Origin of the sequence: Chryseobacterium amylolyticum (genome assembly GCF_051011775.1) — a bacterium.
Lineage (GTDB): Bacteria > Bacteroidota > Bacteroidia > Flavobacteriales > Weeksellaceae > Chryseobacterium.
This window is the reverse complement of the sequence record NZ_JBPCHX010000005.1, coordinates 261,510-276,596: the sequence shown is the minus strand read 5'-3', so window position 1 is coordinate 276,596 and position 15,087 is coordinate 261,510. Positions and strand designations below refer to the sequence as shown.

Annotated in this window: 28 protein-coding genes and 1 tRNA gene; 1 reads left to right on the top strand and 28 read right to left on the bottom strand. The window is 34.2% G+C overall.

Annotated elements, in window-relative coordinates; genetic code table 11:
* Positions 1 to 207 precede the first annotated feature (207 nt).
* Entirely contained in the window at positions 208 to 345 is a 138-nt protein-coding gene (locus ACR1PO_RS15675) for a hypothetical protein (protein WP_433987357.1), read from the top strand.
* A gap of 154 nt (positions 346 to 499) precedes the next feature.
* On the opposite strand, the gene ACR1PO_RS15670 is transcribed toward ACR1PO_RS15675, so the two are convergent.
* The 28 genes from ACR1PO_RS15670 to ACR1PO_RS15535 form a co-directional block, all read right to left on the bottom strand.
* Positions 500 to 595 (bottom strand) — tRNA-OTHER (locus ACR1PO_RS15670).
* A gap of 178 nt (positions 596 to 773) precedes the next feature.
* Positions 774 to 1,013 carry a hypothetical protein gene (locus ACR1PO_RS15665; RefSeq protein ID WP_433987356.1) on the bottom strand — a complete coding sequence of 80 codons (240 nt, stop codon included), beginning with the start codon at positions 1,011 to 1,013 and terminating at the stop codon, positions 774 to 776.
* A 117-nt stretch (positions 1,014 to 1,130) separates the two neighbouring features.
* Positions 1,131 to 1,706 carry an NUMOD4 domain-containing protein gene (locus tag ACR1PO_RS15660; RefSeq protein ID WP_433987355.1) on the bottom strand — a complete coding sequence of 192 codons (576 nt, stop codon included), beginning with the start codon at positions 1,704 to 1,706 and terminating at the stop codon, positions 1,131 to 1,133.
* Entirely contained in the window at positions 1,699 to 2,250 is a 552-nt protein-coding gene (locus ACR1PO_RS15655) for a recombination protein NinG (RefSeq protein WP_433987354.1), read from the bottom strand. The genes ACR1PO_RS15660 and ACR1PO_RS15655 overlap by 8 nt, the downstream gene beginning before the upstream one ends.
* Positions 2,251 to 2,398: 148 nt before the next feature.
* The gene (locus tag ACR1PO_RS15650; protein ID WP_433987353.1) at positions 2,399 to 2,608 is read right to left on the bottom strand and encodes a hypothetical protein; all 210 of its coding nucleotides are present in this window, start codon (positions 2,606 to 2,608) and stop codon (positions 2,399 to 2,401) included.
* Between the two features lie 12 nt (positions 2,609 to 2,620).
* Complete coding sequence (locus ACR1PO_RS15645; protein WP_433987352.1) at positions 2,621 to 2,836, bottom strand: hypothetical protein; 216 nt, start codon at positions 2,834 to 2,836, stop codon at positions 2,621 to 2,623.
* 207 nt (positions 2,837 to 3,043) lie between these two features.
* Entirely contained in the window at positions 3,044 to 3,490 is a 447-nt protein-coding gene (locus tag ACR1PO_RS15640) for a hypothetical protein (RefSeq protein ID WP_433987351.1), read from the bottom strand.
* Positions 3,491 to 3,600: 110 nt separating this feature from the next.
* Entirely contained in the window at positions 3,601 to 4,020 is a 420-nt protein-coding gene (locus ACR1PO_RS15635; protein ID WP_433987350.1) for a hypothetical protein, read from the bottom strand.
* Positions 4,017 to 4,238 carry a hypothetical protein gene (locus ACR1PO_RS15630; protein WP_433987349.1) on the bottom strand — a complete coding sequence of 74 codons (222 nt, stop codon included), beginning with the start codon at positions 4,236 to 4,238 and terminating at the stop codon, positions 4,017 to 4,019. The genes ACR1PO_RS15635 and ACR1PO_RS15630 overlap by 4 nt, the downstream gene beginning before the upstream one ends.
* A gap of 45 nt (positions 4,239 to 4,283) precedes the next feature.
* Positions 4,284 to 4,472, bottom strand: coding sequence for a hypothetical protein (locus ACR1PO_RS15625; RefSeq protein ID WP_433987348.1), 189 nt, complete (start codon positions 4,470 to 4,472; stop codon positions 4,284 to 4,286).
* Between the two features lie 7 nt (positions 4,473 to 4,479).
* Positions 4,480 to 5,097, bottom strand: coding sequence for a hypothetical protein (locus tag ACR1PO_RS15620; protein WP_433987347.1), 618 nt, complete (start codon positions 5,095 to 5,097; stop codon positions 4,480 to 4,482).
* 2 nt (positions 5,098 to 5,099) lie between these two features.
* Complete coding sequence (locus ACR1PO_RS15615; protein ID WP_433987346.1) at positions 5,100 to 5,564, bottom strand: hypothetical protein; 465 nt, start codon at positions 5,562 to 5,564, stop codon at positions 5,100 to 5,102.
* Positions 5,554 to 5,811, bottom strand: coding sequence for a hypothetical protein (locus ACR1PO_RS15610; protein WP_433987345.1), 258 nt, complete (start codon positions 5,809 to 5,811; stop codon positions 5,554 to 5,556). Before ACR1PO_RS15610 ends, ACR1PO_RS15615 begins: the two co-directional genes overlap by 11 nt.
* On the bottom strand, positions 5,808 to 6,185 hold the full coding sequence (locus tag ACR1PO_RS15605) for a hypothetical protein (RefSeq protein WP_433987344.1): 378 nt from the start codon (positions 6,183 to 6,185) through the stop codon (positions 5,808 to 5,810). Before ACR1PO_RS15605 ends, ACR1PO_RS15610 begins: the two co-directional genes overlap by 4 nt.
* Positions 6,182 to 6,511 (bottom strand): hypothetical protein, encoded by a 330-nt coding sequence (locus ACR1PO_RS15600; protein ID WP_433987343.1) that lies wholly within the window; start codon positions 6,509 to 6,511, stop codon positions 6,182 to 6,184. The genes ACR1PO_RS15605 and ACR1PO_RS15600 overlap by 4 nt, the downstream gene beginning before the upstream one ends.
* Complete coding sequence (locus ACR1PO_RS15595) at positions 6,508 to 6,774, bottom strand: hypothetical protein (RefSeq protein ID WP_433987342.1); 267 nt, start codon at positions 6,772 to 6,774, stop codon at positions 6,508 to 6,510. Before ACR1PO_RS15595 ends, ACR1PO_RS15600 begins: the two co-directional genes overlap by 4 nt.
* Positions 6,771 to 7,184, bottom strand: a complete 414-nt coding sequence (locus ACR1PO_RS15590) for a hypothetical protein (RefSeq protein ID WP_433987341.1) — start codon at positions 7,182 to 7,184, stop codon at positions 6,771 to 6,773. Before ACR1PO_RS15590 ends, ACR1PO_RS15595 begins: the two co-directional genes overlap by 4 nt.
* A gap of 39 nt (positions 7,185 to 7,223) precedes the next feature.
* Entirely contained in the window at positions 7,224 to 7,724 is a 501-nt protein-coding gene (locus tag ACR1PO_RS15585; RefSeq protein WP_433987340.1) for a hypothetical protein, read from the bottom strand.
* Positions 7,725 to 7,776: 52 nt separating this feature from the next.
* The gene (locus ACR1PO_RS15580; RefSeq protein ID WP_433987339.1) at positions 7,777 to 8,193 is read right to left on the bottom strand and encodes a hypothetical protein; all 417 of its coding nucleotides are present in this window, start codon (positions 8,191 to 8,193) and stop codon (positions 7,777 to 7,779) included.
* Entirely contained in the window at positions 8,190 to 8,486 is a 297-nt protein-coding gene (locus tag ACR1PO_RS15575; protein WP_433987338.1) for a hypothetical protein, read from the bottom strand. The genes ACR1PO_RS15580 and ACR1PO_RS15575 overlap by 4 nt, the downstream gene beginning before the upstream one ends.
* Entirely contained in the window at positions 8,476 to 9,252 is a 777-nt protein-coding gene (locus ACR1PO_RS15570; RefSeq protein WP_433987337.1) for a hypothetical protein, read from the bottom strand. Before ACR1PO_RS15570 ends, ACR1PO_RS15575 begins: the two co-directional genes overlap by 11 nt.
* Positions 9,253 to 9,358: 106 nt before the next feature.
* Positions 9,359 to 9,550, bottom strand: a complete 192-nt coding sequence (locus tag ACR1PO_RS15565) for a hypothetical protein (protein ID WP_433987336.1) — start codon at positions 9,548 to 9,550, stop codon at positions 9,359 to 9,361.
* 370 nt (positions 9,551 to 9,920) lie between these two features.
* The gene (locus tag ACR1PO_RS15560) at positions 9,921 to 10,088 is read right to left on the bottom strand and encodes a hypothetical protein (protein ID WP_433987335.1); all 168 of its coding nucleotides are present in this window, start codon (positions 10,086 to 10,088) and stop codon (positions 9,921 to 9,923) included.
* Between the two features lie 146 nt (positions 10,089 to 10,234).
* The gene (locus ACR1PO_RS15555; protein WP_433987334.1) at positions 10,235 to 12,052 is read right to left on the bottom strand and encodes a toprim domain-containing protein; all 1,818 of its coding nucleotides are present in this window, start codon (positions 12,050 to 12,052) and stop codon (positions 10,235 to 10,237) included.
* The gene (locus ACR1PO_RS15550; protein WP_433987333.1) at positions 12,052 to 12,693 is read right to left on the bottom strand and encodes a hypothetical protein; all 642 of its coding nucleotides are present in this window, start codon (positions 12,691 to 12,693) and stop codon (positions 12,052 to 12,054) included. The genes ACR1PO_RS15555 and ACR1PO_RS15550 overlap by 1 nt, the downstream gene beginning before the upstream one ends.
* 72 nt (positions 12,694 to 12,765) lie before the next feature.
* Positions 12,766 to 13,194, bottom strand: a complete 429-nt coding sequence (locus ACR1PO_RS15545) for a helix-turn-helix domain-containing protein (protein WP_433987332.1) — start codon at positions 13,192 to 13,194, stop codon at positions 12,766 to 12,768.
* A gap of 102 nt (positions 13,195 to 13,296) precedes the next feature.
* Complete coding sequence (locus tag ACR1PO_RS15540) at positions 13,297 to 14,214, bottom strand: hypothetical protein (protein WP_433987331.1); 918 nt, start codon at positions 14,212 to 14,214, stop codon at positions 13,297 to 13,299.
* A gap of 2 nt (positions 14,215 to 14,216) precedes the next feature.
* Complete coding sequence (locus ACR1PO_RS15535; RefSeq protein ID WP_433987330.1) at positions 14,217 to 15,086, bottom strand: recombinase RecT; 870 nt, start codon at positions 15,084 to 15,086, stop codon at positions 14,217 to 14,219.
* Position 15,087 lies beyond the last annotated feature (1 nt).

Genomic DNA, 15,087 nt, shown 5'->3' with positions numbered 1-15,087 from the left:
AAATAATTCCTTTAACTCCGTATATAAAGTAGTTGAAAGAATATGTATTATACATTCCATGTGAACACCCTCGTCTTCCCCAATACGTTTGAGTTGCGTTTTTACCAAACAAAACTTTTATTGTCTTTTTAACCTTGCCCATACTCCCTAAATTAAAAACCCCGCTACCTATTACAGCAGCGGGACACCAAATCACAAAATATTAATATGAAAAAAATAGTTCCTACTGCATTAAAAATAGAGATCAGCTTTACCGCCTTCCGAACGTGGCTGATGGTGTCCGGTTCACCTTTGCTCTATTTATTCAATCTAAAAAGAACAATGGGGGTTTCAGCATACTTTTAAGAGCCTCCTCCCAGCAACACCTCCAAGTGTTTTCAGAGTAATCCACTCGCACCTCACGTGCTAAACGCTACTATCTCATTACTGCGGTCTTACCCGCCACTGTTCTTTATAATGATAGTCTTTCCTATCAGTCAGCATAATAGATGCCTCATTGTGATAAGAGCAGGACTTGAACCTGCACTGAAGGATAGAACCTCTTTATAAGCAACTTAAATGCTGTCCTTGCGTCTACCAATTCCGCCATCTTATCTGTTCCCGGCCTTTACCGGGAGTCAACCATAGTTGCAATATGGATTTTTTGAATATTAATGTTAAAAACAAAGGCAAAAATCTTCTCACCCCTCTTTTTGCTGTTGCCCCCTGTTTCGCTCAGTAACACTTAACCGATGTTAAGGTCGTATATCTCATATACTGGCAACACGTTTTAACTATTCCTTAAAGAATGACTCGTTTTTATCAATCCACTTTAAGCTGTCCTTTCTCTTAATCAACATGTACGATGCGTATTCGTAGGCAGTAGCTGCTATACCTTCTTTTATCACTGTTAATTCATCTTGTGTTAATTTCTCTCCATATTCCCCATTTACATCATAAAACGGCATCTTAGAGATTAGTGCTTGTAGCGCTTGCCCTGCGAAATGATCTAATAACTCAATTTCCTTTTCCATATATAATTTTTCTTTTCTTCAAAAAAACACCAAGCACCCTCCTTCATCAACCAACTCTCCTCCCCCTCTGCACTCATCATCTGTGCTTGGTAATTCAACAACAAAAATTAATCATATCTAAAGTAATTCCAAAGTAGTTTTGTTTCTGAACTTGCCACTAAGAACATCATTCAAATGCCTTCTATCAATCCCGTAATCTTTTGCGGCAGCTGTCACACTAGGATATATAACCCCGTTACTTTTGTTTATTACTTTTTTCGAGTTCCATCCACAAATTCTTTTTACTGTTCTCTTTCCAGTAGCGGACGTCGCCTTTCTGAGCTTCTCCAAATCAACCAGCCCAGTTGCTCTGGCATGTAGTATATTATCTTTTTGCGTACACCATTCAAGATTTGAAATATTATTATTTTTCTTATTTCCATCTTTATGATTTACACATGGATAGTTTTTAGGATTTTCTATAAATGCCATAGCAATTATTCTATGAAGCATAATAGCCTTCGGCTTATTATCTACAGTTAATTTAACTCTATAATATCCCATCCCATTATCCCGAGGGGTCAATATCCTGCCATTACACCATCTCTTATCGCCTCTGTATTTTACATATCCTGCAATCCTCATTACTCGACTTAGATTAGAGACCTGATAATAACCTTCGTATCCTACGACATCTTTCCAGACTTCACGCATATTTTAGTGATTTAATTTTTTTCCTATATTCTACAATCAACTGTTTAATTTCTTCAACCGAAAGCTTTAAAGGCTTATTTCTATTAACAACTAAACTATTGAATCTTTCTTCACCTATTTTTTCTCTAAGTCTTATGCTGTATTCTGCTGTATTTCCATGTTTATGAAGATTACATTCTACACAGCTTCTCCAAACATTATCCTCATTAAAACGCAATGAAGGGCTTGATCCAACCGAAAACATATGACTGGCGTGTCCATTTCCATTAACCATACACCCACAACTCACACACGGCTTACCCTTGTCTCTAACTCTGATAAATTCATTGAATACCTTTTGGAGATCTTGTAGCCAGTCGCTTTGAGTCTTTAATTTCTCCTTCCTGATCTTCTTCTCTTTTCTCCAAGCTTTAGCGTTTTGTTTTTGAATATTTGATTTACCTAAAGAAATTGCACAGCTCGTTCCACATACTTTCTGAGTTGACAAAAAAGGCACAAACTCATTACCACATACTGCGCATTTCTTCGGCTTTATCTCTTTCATAACCAACTGCTTTACAGTAAAGTTACGAAAACAAATGTGTCCAAACAATACCTACCTAATTTTTTTTATAGTTTTTTCTAACAATTTTTTTTCATTAAACTAACTTCTAAATTTTAGACAAAAAAATACCCCTGTTAATTCAGGGGCTTTATTTTGGCAGCGTAAACGAAATGCCGTTAAGATGATTAATTTGGATAATTTTCTTTTCCCGGATTAACCGTTTGAAAAATTCTTGCTTTTCCGCCAGGGGCATTTTTAAAATGGGGTCGTACACATTGTGATCAATACCATTTGCGCCTCCTGACTTATCAAATTCTTTTTTAACTGCTTCTAAGAATTGTCTTTCTTTTTCTTCCATGAAGTAAAGATACTACTTATCATAATCCCTTCCAACGAAATAACCGAGCATAAATGCATCTATTGGTTGTACGGGGTCTCCGTCTTTTCTCGTAATCTCCAAAAGTGAATCATAATCACCTCTTTTAACTTTAATGTCGCATGTAGCCTTTATCCCTTTGCCTAGTACTGAGGAATTAATAGCAGATATTGTAGCGAGTATTAGTGAGTTTTGATGTTTTATCTTCATAGCTCTAATTTAGTTTTTTTATTGGGTTGTGTATTGTGGGTTTCCGTAATTAATAAACTAAAAGCTTTCCGGTTATATCCTGTGTTATTGGGTTCCACATTCCACAAGATTTACACTTATGCCTTATAAAATGGTCCTTTGAATTTTTCCACTTATCTGATATTTCTGAAAATTTAATTTCCATGCTGCAATATTTACATTTCATTTTTACAGTATTTCAAAGATTAAACATTGATCAGGTTTGAAGGTCCTGGATTCTGATTCCTGCCATACTTTAAAAATCCCATCTGCTTTAAAAATATCACCCATATTACGATAAATCTTCTCGCGTTCTAATGATACCGGATTTTCTCCCCAATACCAACCTTTTGATTCAATCACATCTATAAAAGCATTTAGAAATCTTTTGTAAGAAATTAAAAATGCTTTTGGGTATTTTGTCCGTGCTCCTTTTTCATCAATTGGGATAAACCCCTTTGCAATTTCATTGGTAAGATCGGAGCCATTACATATCGGTTTAACCTTATGCCCGTGATTAACAATATTCGGGTTCTTAAAAGCATGCATTAAAGCCCATTCGATTGCAGATTCCGCTTCTGTTTCATACTCCACAATAAGGAGTCTTTTATTTGTTTTTATCTCTAACTGTTTCATGATTCTTTAATTTTCAATTGCCCATAAAACCATTCCTAAAATCATAATAGATAACATTCCTAGTATTCCTATAACTAAAAATGCTGTGATAACGTTTTCGTGTTTTATTTTCATGATTCTTTAATTTTAAGTTCTTCCCCGGTAAGGGCGAAATAAAGGTTCTGCAATTGGTGGACGTATTTCATTTTAAAATAACCATTTCGGTAAAACCATCCATCGCCTACATTTTTCAACTCTAAAATATAATCTTTGGTCACAGGATTATTTCCATAGTAAGCGCAAATTAAAATGTCCTTATTCATGTAATCAATTAAAAATCCAAACTTCAAAAGCCAGTCTTCTGTTAGCTCTATGGCAGAAATATCATTTGAATCGACTCCTTTTAAATGATTATCAATAGTGCTAGAATCTAAATCAATAAAGTAACTTTCTCTTCTAGGATTGGAATTATTGCCAATACTCCAAACCTGATAAAAATATCCTCTATATTCAACGTAATTTCCTAAACGCAGTTCTTGTGGTGCTTTCATGATTTATTAATTTTAAAAGAAACCGCTTTTCCGGTAATATCGTATGTCATTCCAAAAGTCATTTCACATTCACATTTAATTGTTGTGCATCCTGACTTATTTTTATTACATCTATCCAAATAAACATCTTCAGAATCTTTATACGGTTTTTCGCAATAGGGACATTTAAAATCTATTTTTGCGTAGCTTACATGCACTACGAATCGTTGATGCTTCATAATTCTTGTTTTAAAGTGCCACCCTAAGATGGCACGGGGTTAAAATTAAATTTCATCAGAAATGGCAAATACTGTACTTTCACACATTGGGGTATCACCATCATACATTACAATACTTTTTACTTCTGCTTTCTCGCAAATTGAGTGATTGTACTCAATGTTTTCCTGACTAATGAAAACCTCCAAAGTTTCATCAACTTGCTCTAGGATCTCTTTTAATTTTTTTACTGTCATAGCTTTATTATTTATTGGTTAAAGTTGCTTTGTTGATAAACTGGTCTTCCGGAAGGTTAAAGACGTTTAATTTCCACTCATAGAGCTTTTCAAACATTTGTCTTTGGTGTCCTACTCCTAATATTAATTTTCTGGTCTCGTCAGCCATATAAAACCGATCAAAATGTTCATCATATGTTAATGAGTAAACCAGAGTTCCCATATTAGATGTTTCTACCAAGTATCTAACTTTATGTTCCGTCATAGCATCTGGATGCATCTTAAAGGTTTTGCTTTTGCAGTCGATAACTTTCTCATTATTGAATGATGTTGCATTTTTGATAATTGCATTTCTTGAAAAAGCATTCGTTTCTTGTAGCTCTAAAAGTTTGATCATTGGCACAAACGTTTCCCCCTCATGCTCTATCTCCTTGGTTAAATAGGATAGATCGTATAAGTAGGGCTTTATTGGATATGAATATTGATTTACCCAATCGTCAATTCCTACTTGATTATTCAAACCGTCTTTAAGAGTAAGTATACAATCTTCATTTTGTTCATCATCATTGGCATTGTATATTGATCTTCCTTTAAGTTCATACGGCAGATAAGCTGAGTAAATTTTTAAAAGTTCGTCTTTATTCATGGCTAGTAAATTGGTGGTTTGTCAATTATCCTATAGTGAGTAGGGTCTATGTTCTCTCTTATTTCATCGCTGAATTCTTCATCACAATCTGAATATGAAATAGTAACGTATGTATCTTGGTAATTCCAGTAATGAGCAGTTGTCCATTCGTTACCATTTAAAAAACCAATCCTGACACCTTTCGGATTAAAATCTTCATCTATCCACTTTTCGTTAAAACAAATAACCTCAAATCCTTCTTCCGGAAGTATATCTTCTACTCTTATCCAACCATTATTGTTTTCGATTCCATGCAGAGACAAAGGACGAAAGTCAGAATAATTAAATTCCAAAGGTCTTACGTTTTCAACCATTTCATGCTTTTGAAACTCTGGATATTTACCCCAACCATTTTCGTCAATGAATTCTTTGAACACTGGGTAGTTATTCCCCCATGCTTCTTCGATGACTTGCTGTTTAGTTTTCATATTTTTTTAATTTTTCTGTAAATGTTTGTAAATCACATGCTTCAAACTCATGATAAGCCTCTCTGTTATCAAAAGTTGAATAGTCTTTTTCTTTCCAAGCACTATAAGCATTTGCACGATCGGAAATAATACCGAAAACATATTTTTTACCCTGAAAAAAAGACAATGGCCTGTAGCCTAATGATTGCAATACTTGTCTTGCTTCAATGGTATTTTTTGTATATGGGATTTTATTTTCTTTTGTCATTGTTTTGTTTTTATAAGTGAGTGTAAAAAAGTGATAAGTTCAGGGGATTGGTCTTTGAGATAAGGATTTGAAAGATTCCAGAATTCAAATAAACGGTAGTACAATTCTTTAAATATGAAGAAATAATATCGATCCCCTTCGTGTATGATGTTAATCCATTCCATCACGTTGTTAAGCTTTATTTCATCATCATTAATATGCTTCACTACATATTTTGATAATTCATTATTACTGGTTGTTCCCATAAATATACCTCCCATAAAGATCCTCCAACAATTGTTCTTGCTGTCTTGCAGTCTTTCAGCCTTTATTGAGTTTTTCAGCCTCGGCAGCTTCTCCCGTATATCCCGGGTTAGTTCTTCTAGTTCTTTCATTTGATGAGATTTTTCTTATTATAAGCCTTGTGGAAAATTGTAAAGTCCTGATAAAATGCACATGTATTAAAATCTATTTCAATTAGCATATCACCAAAGCTTTCCTTAATTTCACCATGTACTTTATTCCACATTTCATGATCATCATTACGATGCGTCCTTAGTCCTAAATCAGATTTGCATCTAATTGCATTTTTGCCAGGTATTTCATTGATGGAATAATGATTTGGAAGAATGTTTTCTAAACTTCTTATATCTTCATAGTAAGCTAAATAATAAAGAGCATTGATTTGATCTTTAATTATTTCTTTTGGCGTTCTTTTCATTGTATTTTGTTTTCGGGATTAATTATTTTGTCTACCGGAACGCCACTGAAATAAAAGTCGTCACCGGAAATAGTTTCTTCTTTCTCTGCAATGCGTTTCTGCTGCTCAGCCTGTATGAGATCGCAGGCCTCAAACATGAAAAGACTAAATTCATCCTCAGTCATAAGATTTTCATCGCAATCGGCTTTTAAATCACTCCAATCTAAATATCCTTGACTCTTTGCATACTCATCAAATATGCTTTGTTTCTCTTGGTGACTCATAAATCAGTGTTTTTAAGTTTAATCCAACCGTACTCGATTTGTTTTTCAACTGATAATCCCATCCACGGTAATGCGTAGCCCTTACTCTGTAAATATTGATAAGTGTCTAACAACATAAATCTCTCGAATCCTTCATTACTATAATAAGACTGATTATATGTGTTTCCAAAATGAAAATACGCTTCAGGGTTTTCTTCATCTCCAATATTTTCAATTTTTTTTATTCGAATTTTATCTTCATCTGTAATTGATGAAAGAGGTTTGAGTTCTAACCAGCTTTGCTTAACTACTGATTTTTTCAAGTATAATTGGCTTATCGTAAACAAACCTGTAGAGCCTATGAAATTACCAACTCGTTGCCCCCAATACTGAGCGAAGAACTTTGCTTTATTTTCTAATGTATTTTCCATTGGTATTTTTTTAAAAATGCCCCCGAAGGGGCTTAGATATTATCCAAAAACAATTGGATGTAAATAGATTGCTGCACATTGAAGTGCGTAATTTCCATTAAACTGCGATACATACTGATTACCTGAATCAAAAGTGTATACAGTGAACTGTTGGCAGTTACCACTGTCACAAACATTTACAAGCGCGATATTCATATCACCTTCCTGGACGGAACACAATACATTCGCTACAACCCTTGATGACATACCGCTTTTATTGTTTACCGCATTTGTCACCAAACTGAACATCTCAGAATTTCTTTCGACAGGATTGAATTCAACACCCATAAATACTGTTCTTAAAGAAGCTCGATCAATATGAATATAACCATCAAGCTCGAAGGGATTTTGTGAGGGTTTATCCCACATTACAGGTGCTGATTCTCTTGACATGGTATTTTTCATAGTTACTGTGCTATTAGTTGGCACATCATTAGTTTCGTTTTGGCATGCAGCCATCATTACCAGTGCTAATGCACCGATGAAAATTTGTTTTTTCATTGATTAAAATTTTAAATTATTTCCGGAAAGAACGGTCCGGGTTCCGTTTATTTTAGTAGTTAAATAGGTTTGCTTCCGGGAATTTTCCTGTTAAGCGATAATTTAAAATATCTTGCCAGGTTTTTGAGCCTTGATATTTATTGCCGTTTTTATCAACAAACCAAAGATCTTCATTTGCTTTAATAGCTCCTTTTATTCCTTCTACATTTGTTGGTATTTCTCTGTAGTCTTTATTAAAAGGAACTTCTTTGTGATAATAAATAGGCAATTCTGAATTGTCCCATGCTGAAACTATTTCAAAATCTGTTTCTTTGTGAGTAAGATTATGATAGTATGAAACCACTCGCATTCCTTGTTTATGAAACAAATGTCCTAGATAAGGCCTTTGTCTTTCATAATCAATATCTGTAATAAGAACCTTAAAACCTCCTTTAGTTTTATAAACACCACCTTCCTTTACATCAATCATGATTCTGTTTTTAGTTTGGTTAGTAATTCTTCGGCTTTATCATTTAGCCAATCTGGTATTGTATGACCACAGGTGTGGCAACCTACAAACTGAAGTAGAACCTCTTTCATCTCATCCTCATAGTCTGGAACTTCTTCAAGAAAGAATATATAATTCGATTTAAATTTTTTAACGTTGGTATTTGGATTAAATAACACCGTTAAAATTTCTCCGCACCCATTCTCAACAACAGCCCACCCATATTTTGGCAGTCGCTCATATATGGATACTTTAATGTATTTGCTATTTTTCATTTGCTAAGGCTTTAATTTTGTCCAACTCACGTTGCTTTTTTTCAATTTCTTCTTTAAGTTTTTCCTTTTTAGATTCTTCTTCGTTTTGAAGAATTAGTTGCTTTTTCTCTAAATTTTTTTCAGTTAACCATTTATCAGGGGTTCGCATTATCTGGGAATCGCTAAAAGACACTTCTGATTGTCTTTGTTTACAGATCCTTATCGCTTCCTCTTCCGGTATATCCACAAAGAAACCATATCGTTTATCCAAGTGCCATGAATGATCTCCATAGTCATGATAAAGTTTGTAGCCCCACATATTTGCTTCTCCATCCTGTATCTTAATTTCCATTGATAATTTTAGACCGTAGAAGCTTTTATCATTCTTATCCTTAGTAATTGGCACAATGGAATCACTTGGAAACATCGTGATCGTATTAGCCTTTAATAATTCAGTCCTATTTATTATAAATTTCTCGTTACTTATTTGAGTTTTTTGAGCCTGTTCCAATTCTAATTTCTTCATTCTCACTTCGTGTTCAATTGACTTCAGCTCATTTCTTTTGCTTATAATTTGTTTGTTAATCTCATCTATTTCTAGATTTAGAACTTCAACAGGTTGAGTATCAAATAACTCTTCTTTCTTGTATTCTTCCAAAGAGCCATAACCCTCAAATTCATGACCATACTCATCATCTGTAAAGATTGTCAATGCTCTTGCAAAAATTCTGTTTCCTATTTCTGCTTCCACAAACACTTGAAAGCCTGATTTTGTGTATTTATACATAATATTTTTGATTTTGATTTTTAGAAATTTTGAAAACCGGGCGGGGAAATGATAGTTCCGCCCGGAACAGTCAGCCGTTATAGGTGGCCGGCCTTGTTAAACACTTCTATTTTTTCTTTTCAAAGTCAGAATGTTCTTTCTCAATTATCGAAATTATTTCTTCTAACTTCTCAGCGTCATCACAATTGTTAATTGATTCGTAGATTTCTTTCCGTGGAACTTCTGCTATTGCATTACATAATTCTAAGTAAGCATAGTAAGCATCGGATTTCTTCATTTCTAATTCTAATTGTTTCATGTTGTTGATTTTAATTGTTGTTGATTTTGCTGTTACAAATATAAACACTTTTATTTATATTAACAAATAAATTATAAACTTTTTTATTTATTTTTAATTTCTAATATAAACATTATTATTTATATTGTATATTTGCAATATGGAATTCAGAATTAAAGACGTAGCTACACGTAAGGGGATCACATTACAAGAAATGTGTTCAAGGATTGGCATAAGCTATATCGATTTTAATCAGAGGTTAAAAAGAGGTCCTAAAATGGAGCTAATACAAAAGTGCGCTGACGCTCTCGAGTGTTCTGTTTTTGAGCTTATCGCTTCGGATAAGTACGCTGAACATTCTTACAATGAGAATGGAGAATGGAGAGGAGTTTTAAAGAAGTGATTTTCTTTTTAACTCCTTGTACATTTCACCCACAGTCTTTACAGGCTTCTTTGGCTTTTGGGATTCAACAAAGTCCTTTAACCACTCTGTTTTTGACTTTGCTAAATTTTCTATCCGTTGCTGGTAGTTCTTTTTAAATTGTTCTATATTTTCCATTATTACCCCCTTTTACTTCGTTTATAACTTGGTTTATAACTTCACATTTAAAATAATCTTCCTTTTCTTCATGATATTTTAGAAGGACAATTAGAGATACTCCATACGCATGCAATCTGGCATAAAAGGAGTAAAATTTTTCAAAATCAGAACGGTAAATCTGTGTATTCATCTCCAAAAGCTTGGTTTACAGTTGCTACAGGAACTTTAAATTCCGAATATTTATATTCATTCTTGGTTATCCAGTTCAAATTATCAAATTGTACTGCTCCATTTCTATTTTCACTTTCATATCTACCATTATTCATATTGTATCTAAACTCCCAAATACCAGTGTTTCCCATTGTTTGATTCAGCTTCGCTTTGCTGATCGCAACCTGACCATATGATAGAAATTCTAAAGTATCATCCTTCTGTTCTCTTCGTACGGAAATACCGTAAGAAGTCATATTAAAAAAGTCGGCAGAACCAGAAATATCATACATCGAAGCAATGGGAAATTTTCCGTCTTTGGTTTTTTGAAGCTTTGTTGGGTGTGCAATTAAAAATAAAAGCGCGTCATTCCTTTTTACAAAAGAGATAATCTTTTTCAATACTTTTTTGATGTATAAAAGCTTATCCTGGGTATAATCTTGATCAGTCTCGATCCGATTAAATGGGTCAATAACAAAAAGCTTCACTCCTTTAGCCTTAACCAGGTATTCAAATCTAGACAGTATTTCATCCAAACTCATATCATCAACCGGAGCAACCCAGTAGTAATTTTCATTTAAATAGTCCTGAACCGAATATCTTTCAGCGTCCGAAGGGCAATACTTTTTTTCAAATTTAAACCCTGCGAATTTGGAAAATACTTTACTGAAGTGAACCGACAAAGGCGCTGATTCAGGCGAATAATATCCAACTTTCCAATTATGTAAGAAATTCAATTTAGCGCAAACAAAATCAATAAATTCAGATTTTCCGGAAGTTGGCGAACCAGTTACAGTAGCATAGTGCCCAGTTAACCATCTAATTTTTTCATCCAGATCATCAATACCTAGTGTTTTTCCTTGTGGCAAACCATTCTCAAAATATGAATCCAATTCACTTTCAAAGTCAGACACCTCATAAACATCCGAAACACGAACTAATTTGGCTGTTTTAATTGCATTTAAAAGACTTTCTCTTCCTTCATGAGCTAAGACCTCGTTCGCATCTTTAAACTGTCTAAATGAGGCTATTTTGCATTTTTCAATACCAAGCCTTCTTGTTAGATCATTTTTTAACTCAATTCCTTTAAGATCGTTATCAGTTGCTATTATGAAAGTTTTAACCTGATTTAGTAAATCAAAACTACTATCAAAATATTCCATCTTTCCTGTACTGGCACCGTTTGGAACGGAAACTACATATTCATGACCAGATTGAATGACTGATAAACAATCAAACTCTCCCTCTACAATAACTAATTCCCCTTCATTATCAATGCACTTTCTGATACAATCGTAGTTATACCATACCAGCTCTGCGCCAGACGAAAGCTTAAAATTCTTGCTCCCGTCCCTGAATTTGATATTCACAAGATCCCCTTCTTTGAAGTACGGGAAAATTATGCAGTTAGAATTCTTCTCGACCTGTGGCATGTATTCTGATTTTTCCCCGATCTTCATTTCCAACAGAGTCCTCTGTGAAATACCTCTGCTTTCAAAATATTTAACCACGTTCTCAGAAAGTTTTGTATAATTCTGCCATTCAATTTGCGGTTTAATATATTGTTTTTCCTCATGGGGCTGATGTTTGACAAATCGAGTGTCGCAATGGTTGCAGTAACCAACCTCTTTTTCCGTATTGTACGAAAAACACTTAACATTCTTTTTGCGCCTATTACGTGAGCATTCAGGACAAGGCATTTGATTCTCTCCATTCCTATCTGCTGTTATATCATAAATCTGTCTTGTTGATAAAGAAATTATAGTTTCCATTAGAACATTGATAACTTAGGTTTAGAACTATCTGCATTTTTCTCTTTATTTTTCTTAAGCCATTTTAAGGCTGTTAAATACAGGGATGAATATTTTTTATTTTCCTTGTAATTTTCTATATCGTCTAGAATTGAGTTAATTTCGTCTTCCTTATAATCTGATGACTTTAATTTCTCAACCTCTTCAAAAGAAATAGATAGATGGGCGAATGCCCTATATATTCCTTTCTCTTCTGTTTCTTTTCTTGTTTCTGTTTCGTTTCGTTTCAGGGAAGCAATTGATTCGCTATTGCTTATCATATGCGTAGCATCTGCTATGCATTCGTCAGGCGAAGGATATTTAGTAGTTTTTTGCCTCAATGTTTGTTTGAAATTTTCAATCTGTAAATAGCATTTCGATGCGACTGTATAGATAGTAATCAATCCGGCTTTCTCACAAGCAGTGAGACAACGGGCAATGTCAGTATCTCTTATGTCGGATTTTAGCGGAAACAGTTGTGATTTCAATAATCTTTTATCAGCAGAAAACCTTCCAAAATCATCTACCTTCATGATAAGCCTAACGAAGAATCTTTCAGCGTGAACATCTAATTCGTCCACAATGAAACTGTCGGTCCAGTCTCGTAATATTCTATTAGGCATATCTTCATTTTAATTCTTTGTAATTTTCAATCGGTACCCATGCTAAAACATCACTAATGCATGGTAGTTTTTTTAAAGCTTATCGATAGCTCTTTGTATCTTCACTCTTTCAACTTCTTCAGGTTTGTAGTAGAATCTTTTTCCTACTTCTTCACCTTGAAGACTTCCATTTTTTCTAAGCCTATTTACAAAAGGTATAGGAACGTTTAGTATTTTTGCAGCTTGCTTTGCAGATAATAGGCGATCATTCGGTTCCTCAATTTTTGGATTTTTTGCTCTTTCTTTTTCAAGCTCAATAGTGTACTGACATTCACCTTCTTTAGCCATTCTGACCGGACGATTAAGCGTTTTTGCGTAGATTAGTGTTGCGGTCGCATCTATTTTTCCTAATTCTATTGAAACTCTACTGTTAGGAATTTTATCACCAGGCAGGTAGCCTAATTTTTTACATAGGCTTAATCTAATTACCTCTATTTCTGGGTTTGGTTTTGGGTTTTTCATTGGTTTTCTTTTTATCGTTTTCTATTCTGATTAAGCGTTTTTCATTCCATTTAAATAGGCCGTTGCTGTAACGGCCTGACCAGTATCCGTCTTTTTCTTTCATTATGCTACATTAAAAAGTTGTGATGCCATTTCTTCAGTCAAACTGTTAAGTCTTTCTCTGCAAAGTCTAATTTGCTCATACAAAGCCTGAATTGCTTCTTTAGAGTATTCAAGATCAAAAACTTTTATTCTCAGTTCTTTCGGAATTTCGAAGAAATCGGTGAACCACTTTTTTTCTATTGACATTGATTCCTGACAGAATTCATTTAATCCTTGTTCGGTGTAAATCATATTGGTTACAGTTTCAACCACTAAAGGAATTCGATCTTCTTTTACGTTTCCGTTGATGTCATAAATTCCCTGTTTCCAATCTAACCGCCTTAATTCATCAACAATGATTTTGTTTGGAGTATCTACAAGCGCATAAACCAGCTCAGCTTCTTTTATTCCTGTTAGTTCCATGTATCCCTGTAGTTGCCACTCATAATCCTTATTTCCGATAACCGTTTCATACATTGGGAATGAATCTAAAGACCAGCTATTTTTCATGTCACGAACTTTCTTCTGTACGTTATCCGGTGTGCCGTGAATAAATTTGTTTTTGTAGTACTTTTGATTCTTCAGAAACAAGGTGTTTTTAACTTCCGAGTAAAGAGTAATCGATTTTTCTTCAACAATAATTCCTTTTTCAGTAAACTTATTTGAGATCTGACGGTCACGTTTCATGAAAAATCCTTTGTGAATATCCGCCAGATGTGTTTCTACACTTTTAGACAGTTCAGGCTTTTCTTCCTTCTTCCGGATCAGATCGCCCATCTTAATAATCTGCTTATCGGTAATTTTTCCAGCAAGCATTTTTGATCTGAGTTCCGAAAGTTCTTTTTCTTGATTTGCTGTTAAGGCAGGTGATACGCCAACCATTAACTTTCCTAATTGAGAGCATCTGAATAAATGCTCATTAAAATCAACTACTTTCATAATTACGCAATTTGAAGTTCGTCTTCTCTGGCTTCGTAGTAGAACATCAATTGTTCAGGAACACTTTCTTTTAGCAGCTCTAAAGCTTCCAAAGTATCAGCTTTATCAATGAATAGCTTAATGCGTTTCTCTTCTTCATTTATATTTTCAGCCTCAATGTCGATAGTGTTCGAGCTATCCACATAATCATAATTACCAACTTCCTTTTGAACACTTTGATCAGCGAGGTGTGCCGTTTGCATTTCCACACTCATGATACCCCATTTAGAAATAAGATTTTTGAGTACTGTTTTTTTTGCCATTGAATGAAATTGTTCCTTATCATTCCACGGAGACATTGAACCTTTACCATAAGCCTGGGAATACTTTTTAGCATGGGTAATGACTTCTTCTTTACTCCAATATGTTGTTTTTGAAAACCCTGACTTCAACTTCATATATCCAGCATAACCAACTATTTCACCTTCACCTGGAACATCAAAGTCCGCCTCTAATTCTTCTGTTAGCCTGTTGAATGATTTGAATTGATTTTCATAAACTTCTGTTGTATTTATGTTTTGATACTGATTAGTTCTTAGGGCAAGTTGAACAAAACCCTTCCATCCCATTTGAAACTGCGCAGAACCTTTATAAGGAACTATCCAAGCAAAACCCAAATTCGGATTAATTGGAAGGTCTAAAACCGCGGCTGTTGCTGCAGCATTATAAACTGTCATAGGGTCTGCGTTCTGAAGTAGTTTATTCCCGTTTACGATTTGAAGAACAGAAGAAATAAATCCTTGTGATTTTTTTCCTAATAACTTTTCAAACTTTTCCTGAACATTAGTTTGGTTGAAAAGTGTTAAAGCTGATTTTTGATTTGTTGATGACATG

What these genes read in the sequence shown, in the direction of transcription:
- ACR1PO_RS15675 (WP_433987357.1), top strand. Translation starts at nt 208, where the DNA reads ATGAAAAAAATAGTTCCTACTGCATTAAAAATAGAGATCAGCTTTACC.
- ACR1PO_RS15665 (WP_433987356.1), bottom strand. Translation starts at nt 1,013, where the DNA reads ATGGAAAAGGAAATTGAGTTATTAGATCATTTCGCAGGGCAAGCGCTA.
- ACR1PO_RS15660 (WP_433987355.1), bottom strand. Translation starts at nt 1,706, where the DNA reads ATGCGTGAAGTCTGGAAAGATGTCGTAGGATACGAAGGTTATTATCAG.
- ACR1PO_RS15655 (WP_433987354.1), bottom strand. Translation starts at nt 2,250, where the DNA reads ATGAAAGAGATAAAGCCGAAGAAATGCGCAGTATGTGGTAATGAGTTT.
- ACR1PO_RS15650 (WP_433987353.1), bottom strand. Translation starts at nt 2,608, where the DNA reads ATGGAAGAAAAAGAAAGACAATTCTTAGAAGCAGTTAAAAAAGAATTT.
- ACR1PO_RS15645 (WP_433987352.1), bottom strand. Translation starts at nt 2,836, where the DNA reads ATGAAGATAAAACATCAAAACTCACTAATACTCGCTACAATATCTGCT.
- ACR1PO_RS15640 (WP_433987351.1), bottom strand. Translation starts at nt 3,490, where the DNA reads ATGAAACAGTTAGAGATAAAAACAAATAAAAGACTCCTTATTGTGGAG.
- ACR1PO_RS15635 (WP_433987350.1), bottom strand. Translation starts at nt 4,020, where the DNA reads ATGAAAGCACCACAAGAACTGCGTTTAGGAAATTACGTTGAATATAGA.
- ACR1PO_RS15630 (WP_433987349.1), bottom strand. Translation starts at nt 4,238, where the DNA reads ATGAAGCATCAACGATTCGTAGTGCATGTAAGCTACGCAAAAATAGAT.
- ACR1PO_RS15625 (WP_433987348.1), bottom strand. Translation starts at nt 4,472, where the DNA reads ATGACAGTAAAAAAATTAAAAGAGATCCTAGAGCAAGTTGATGAAACT.
- ACR1PO_RS15620 (WP_433987347.1), bottom strand. Translation starts at nt 5,097, where the DNA reads ATGAATAAAGACGAACTTTTAAAAATTTACTCAGCTTATCTGCCGTAT.
- ACR1PO_RS15615 (WP_433987346.1), bottom strand. Translation starts at nt 5,564, where the DNA reads ATGAAAACTAAACAGCAAGTCATCGAAGAAGCATGGGGGAATAACTAC.
- ACR1PO_RS15610 (WP_433987345.1), bottom strand. Translation starts at nt 5,811, where the DNA reads ATGACAAAAGAAAATAAAATCCCATATACAAAAAATACCATTGAAGCA.
- ACR1PO_RS15605 (WP_433987344.1), bottom strand. Translation starts at nt 6,185, where the DNA reads ATGAAAGAACTAGAAGAACTAACCCGGGATATACGGGAGAAGCTGCCG.
- ACR1PO_RS15600 (WP_433987343.1), bottom strand. Translation starts at nt 6,511, where the DNA reads ATGAAAAGAACGCCAAAAGAAATAATTAAAGATCAAATCAATGCTCTT.
- ACR1PO_RS15595 (WP_433987342.1), bottom strand. Translation starts at nt 6,774, where the DNA reads ATGAGTCACCAAGAGAAACAAAGCATATTTGATGAGTATGCAAAGAGT.
- ACR1PO_RS15590 (WP_433987341.1), bottom strand. Translation starts at nt 7,184, where the DNA reads ATGGAAAATACATTAGAAAATAAAGCAAAGTTCTTCGCTCAGTATTGG.
- ACR1PO_RS15585 (WP_433987340.1), bottom strand. Translation starts at nt 7,724, where the DNA reads ATGAAAAAACAAATTTTCATCGGTGCATTAGCACTGGTAATGATGGCT.
- ACR1PO_RS15580 (WP_433987339.1), bottom strand. Translation starts at nt 8,193, where the DNA reads ATGATTGATGTAAAGGAAGGTGGTGTTTATAAAACTAAAGGAGGTTTT.
- ACR1PO_RS15575 (WP_433987338.1), bottom strand. Translation starts at nt 8,486, where the DNA reads ATGAAAAATAGCAAATACATTAAAGTATCCATATATGAGCGACTGCCA.
- ACR1PO_RS15570 (WP_433987337.1), bottom strand. Translation starts at nt 9,252, where the DNA reads ATGTATAAATACACAAAATCAGGCTTTCAAGTGTTTGTGGAAGCAGAA.
- ACR1PO_RS15565 (WP_433987336.1), bottom strand. Translation starts at nt 9,550, where the DNA reads ATGAAACAATTAGAATTAGAAATGAAGAAATCCGATGCTTACTATGCT.
- ACR1PO_RS15560 (WP_433987335.1), bottom strand. Translation starts at nt 10,088, where the DNA reads ATGGAAAATATAGAACAATTTAAAAAGAACTACCAGCAACGGATAGAA.
- ACR1PO_RS15555 (WP_433987334.1), bottom strand. Translation starts at nt 12,052, where the DNA reads ATGGAAACTATAATTTCTTTATCAACAAGACAGATTTATGATATAACA.
- ACR1PO_RS15550 (WP_433987333.1), bottom strand. Translation starts at nt 12,693, where the DNA reads ATGCCTAATAGAATATTACGAGACTGGACCGACAGTTTCATTGTGGAC.
- ACR1PO_RS15545 (WP_433987332.1), bottom strand. Translation starts at nt 13,194, where the DNA reads ATGAAAAACCCAAAACCAAACCCAGAAATAGAGGTAATTAGATTAAGC.
- ACR1PO_RS15540 (WP_433987331.1), bottom strand. Translation starts at nt 14,214, where the DNA reads ATGAAAGTAGTTGATTTTAATGAGCATTTATTCAGATGCTCTCAATTA.
- ACR1PO_RS15535 (WP_433987330.1), bottom strand. Translation starts at nt 15,086, where the DNA reads ATGTCATCAACAAATCAAAAATCAGCTTTAACACTTTTCAACCAAACT.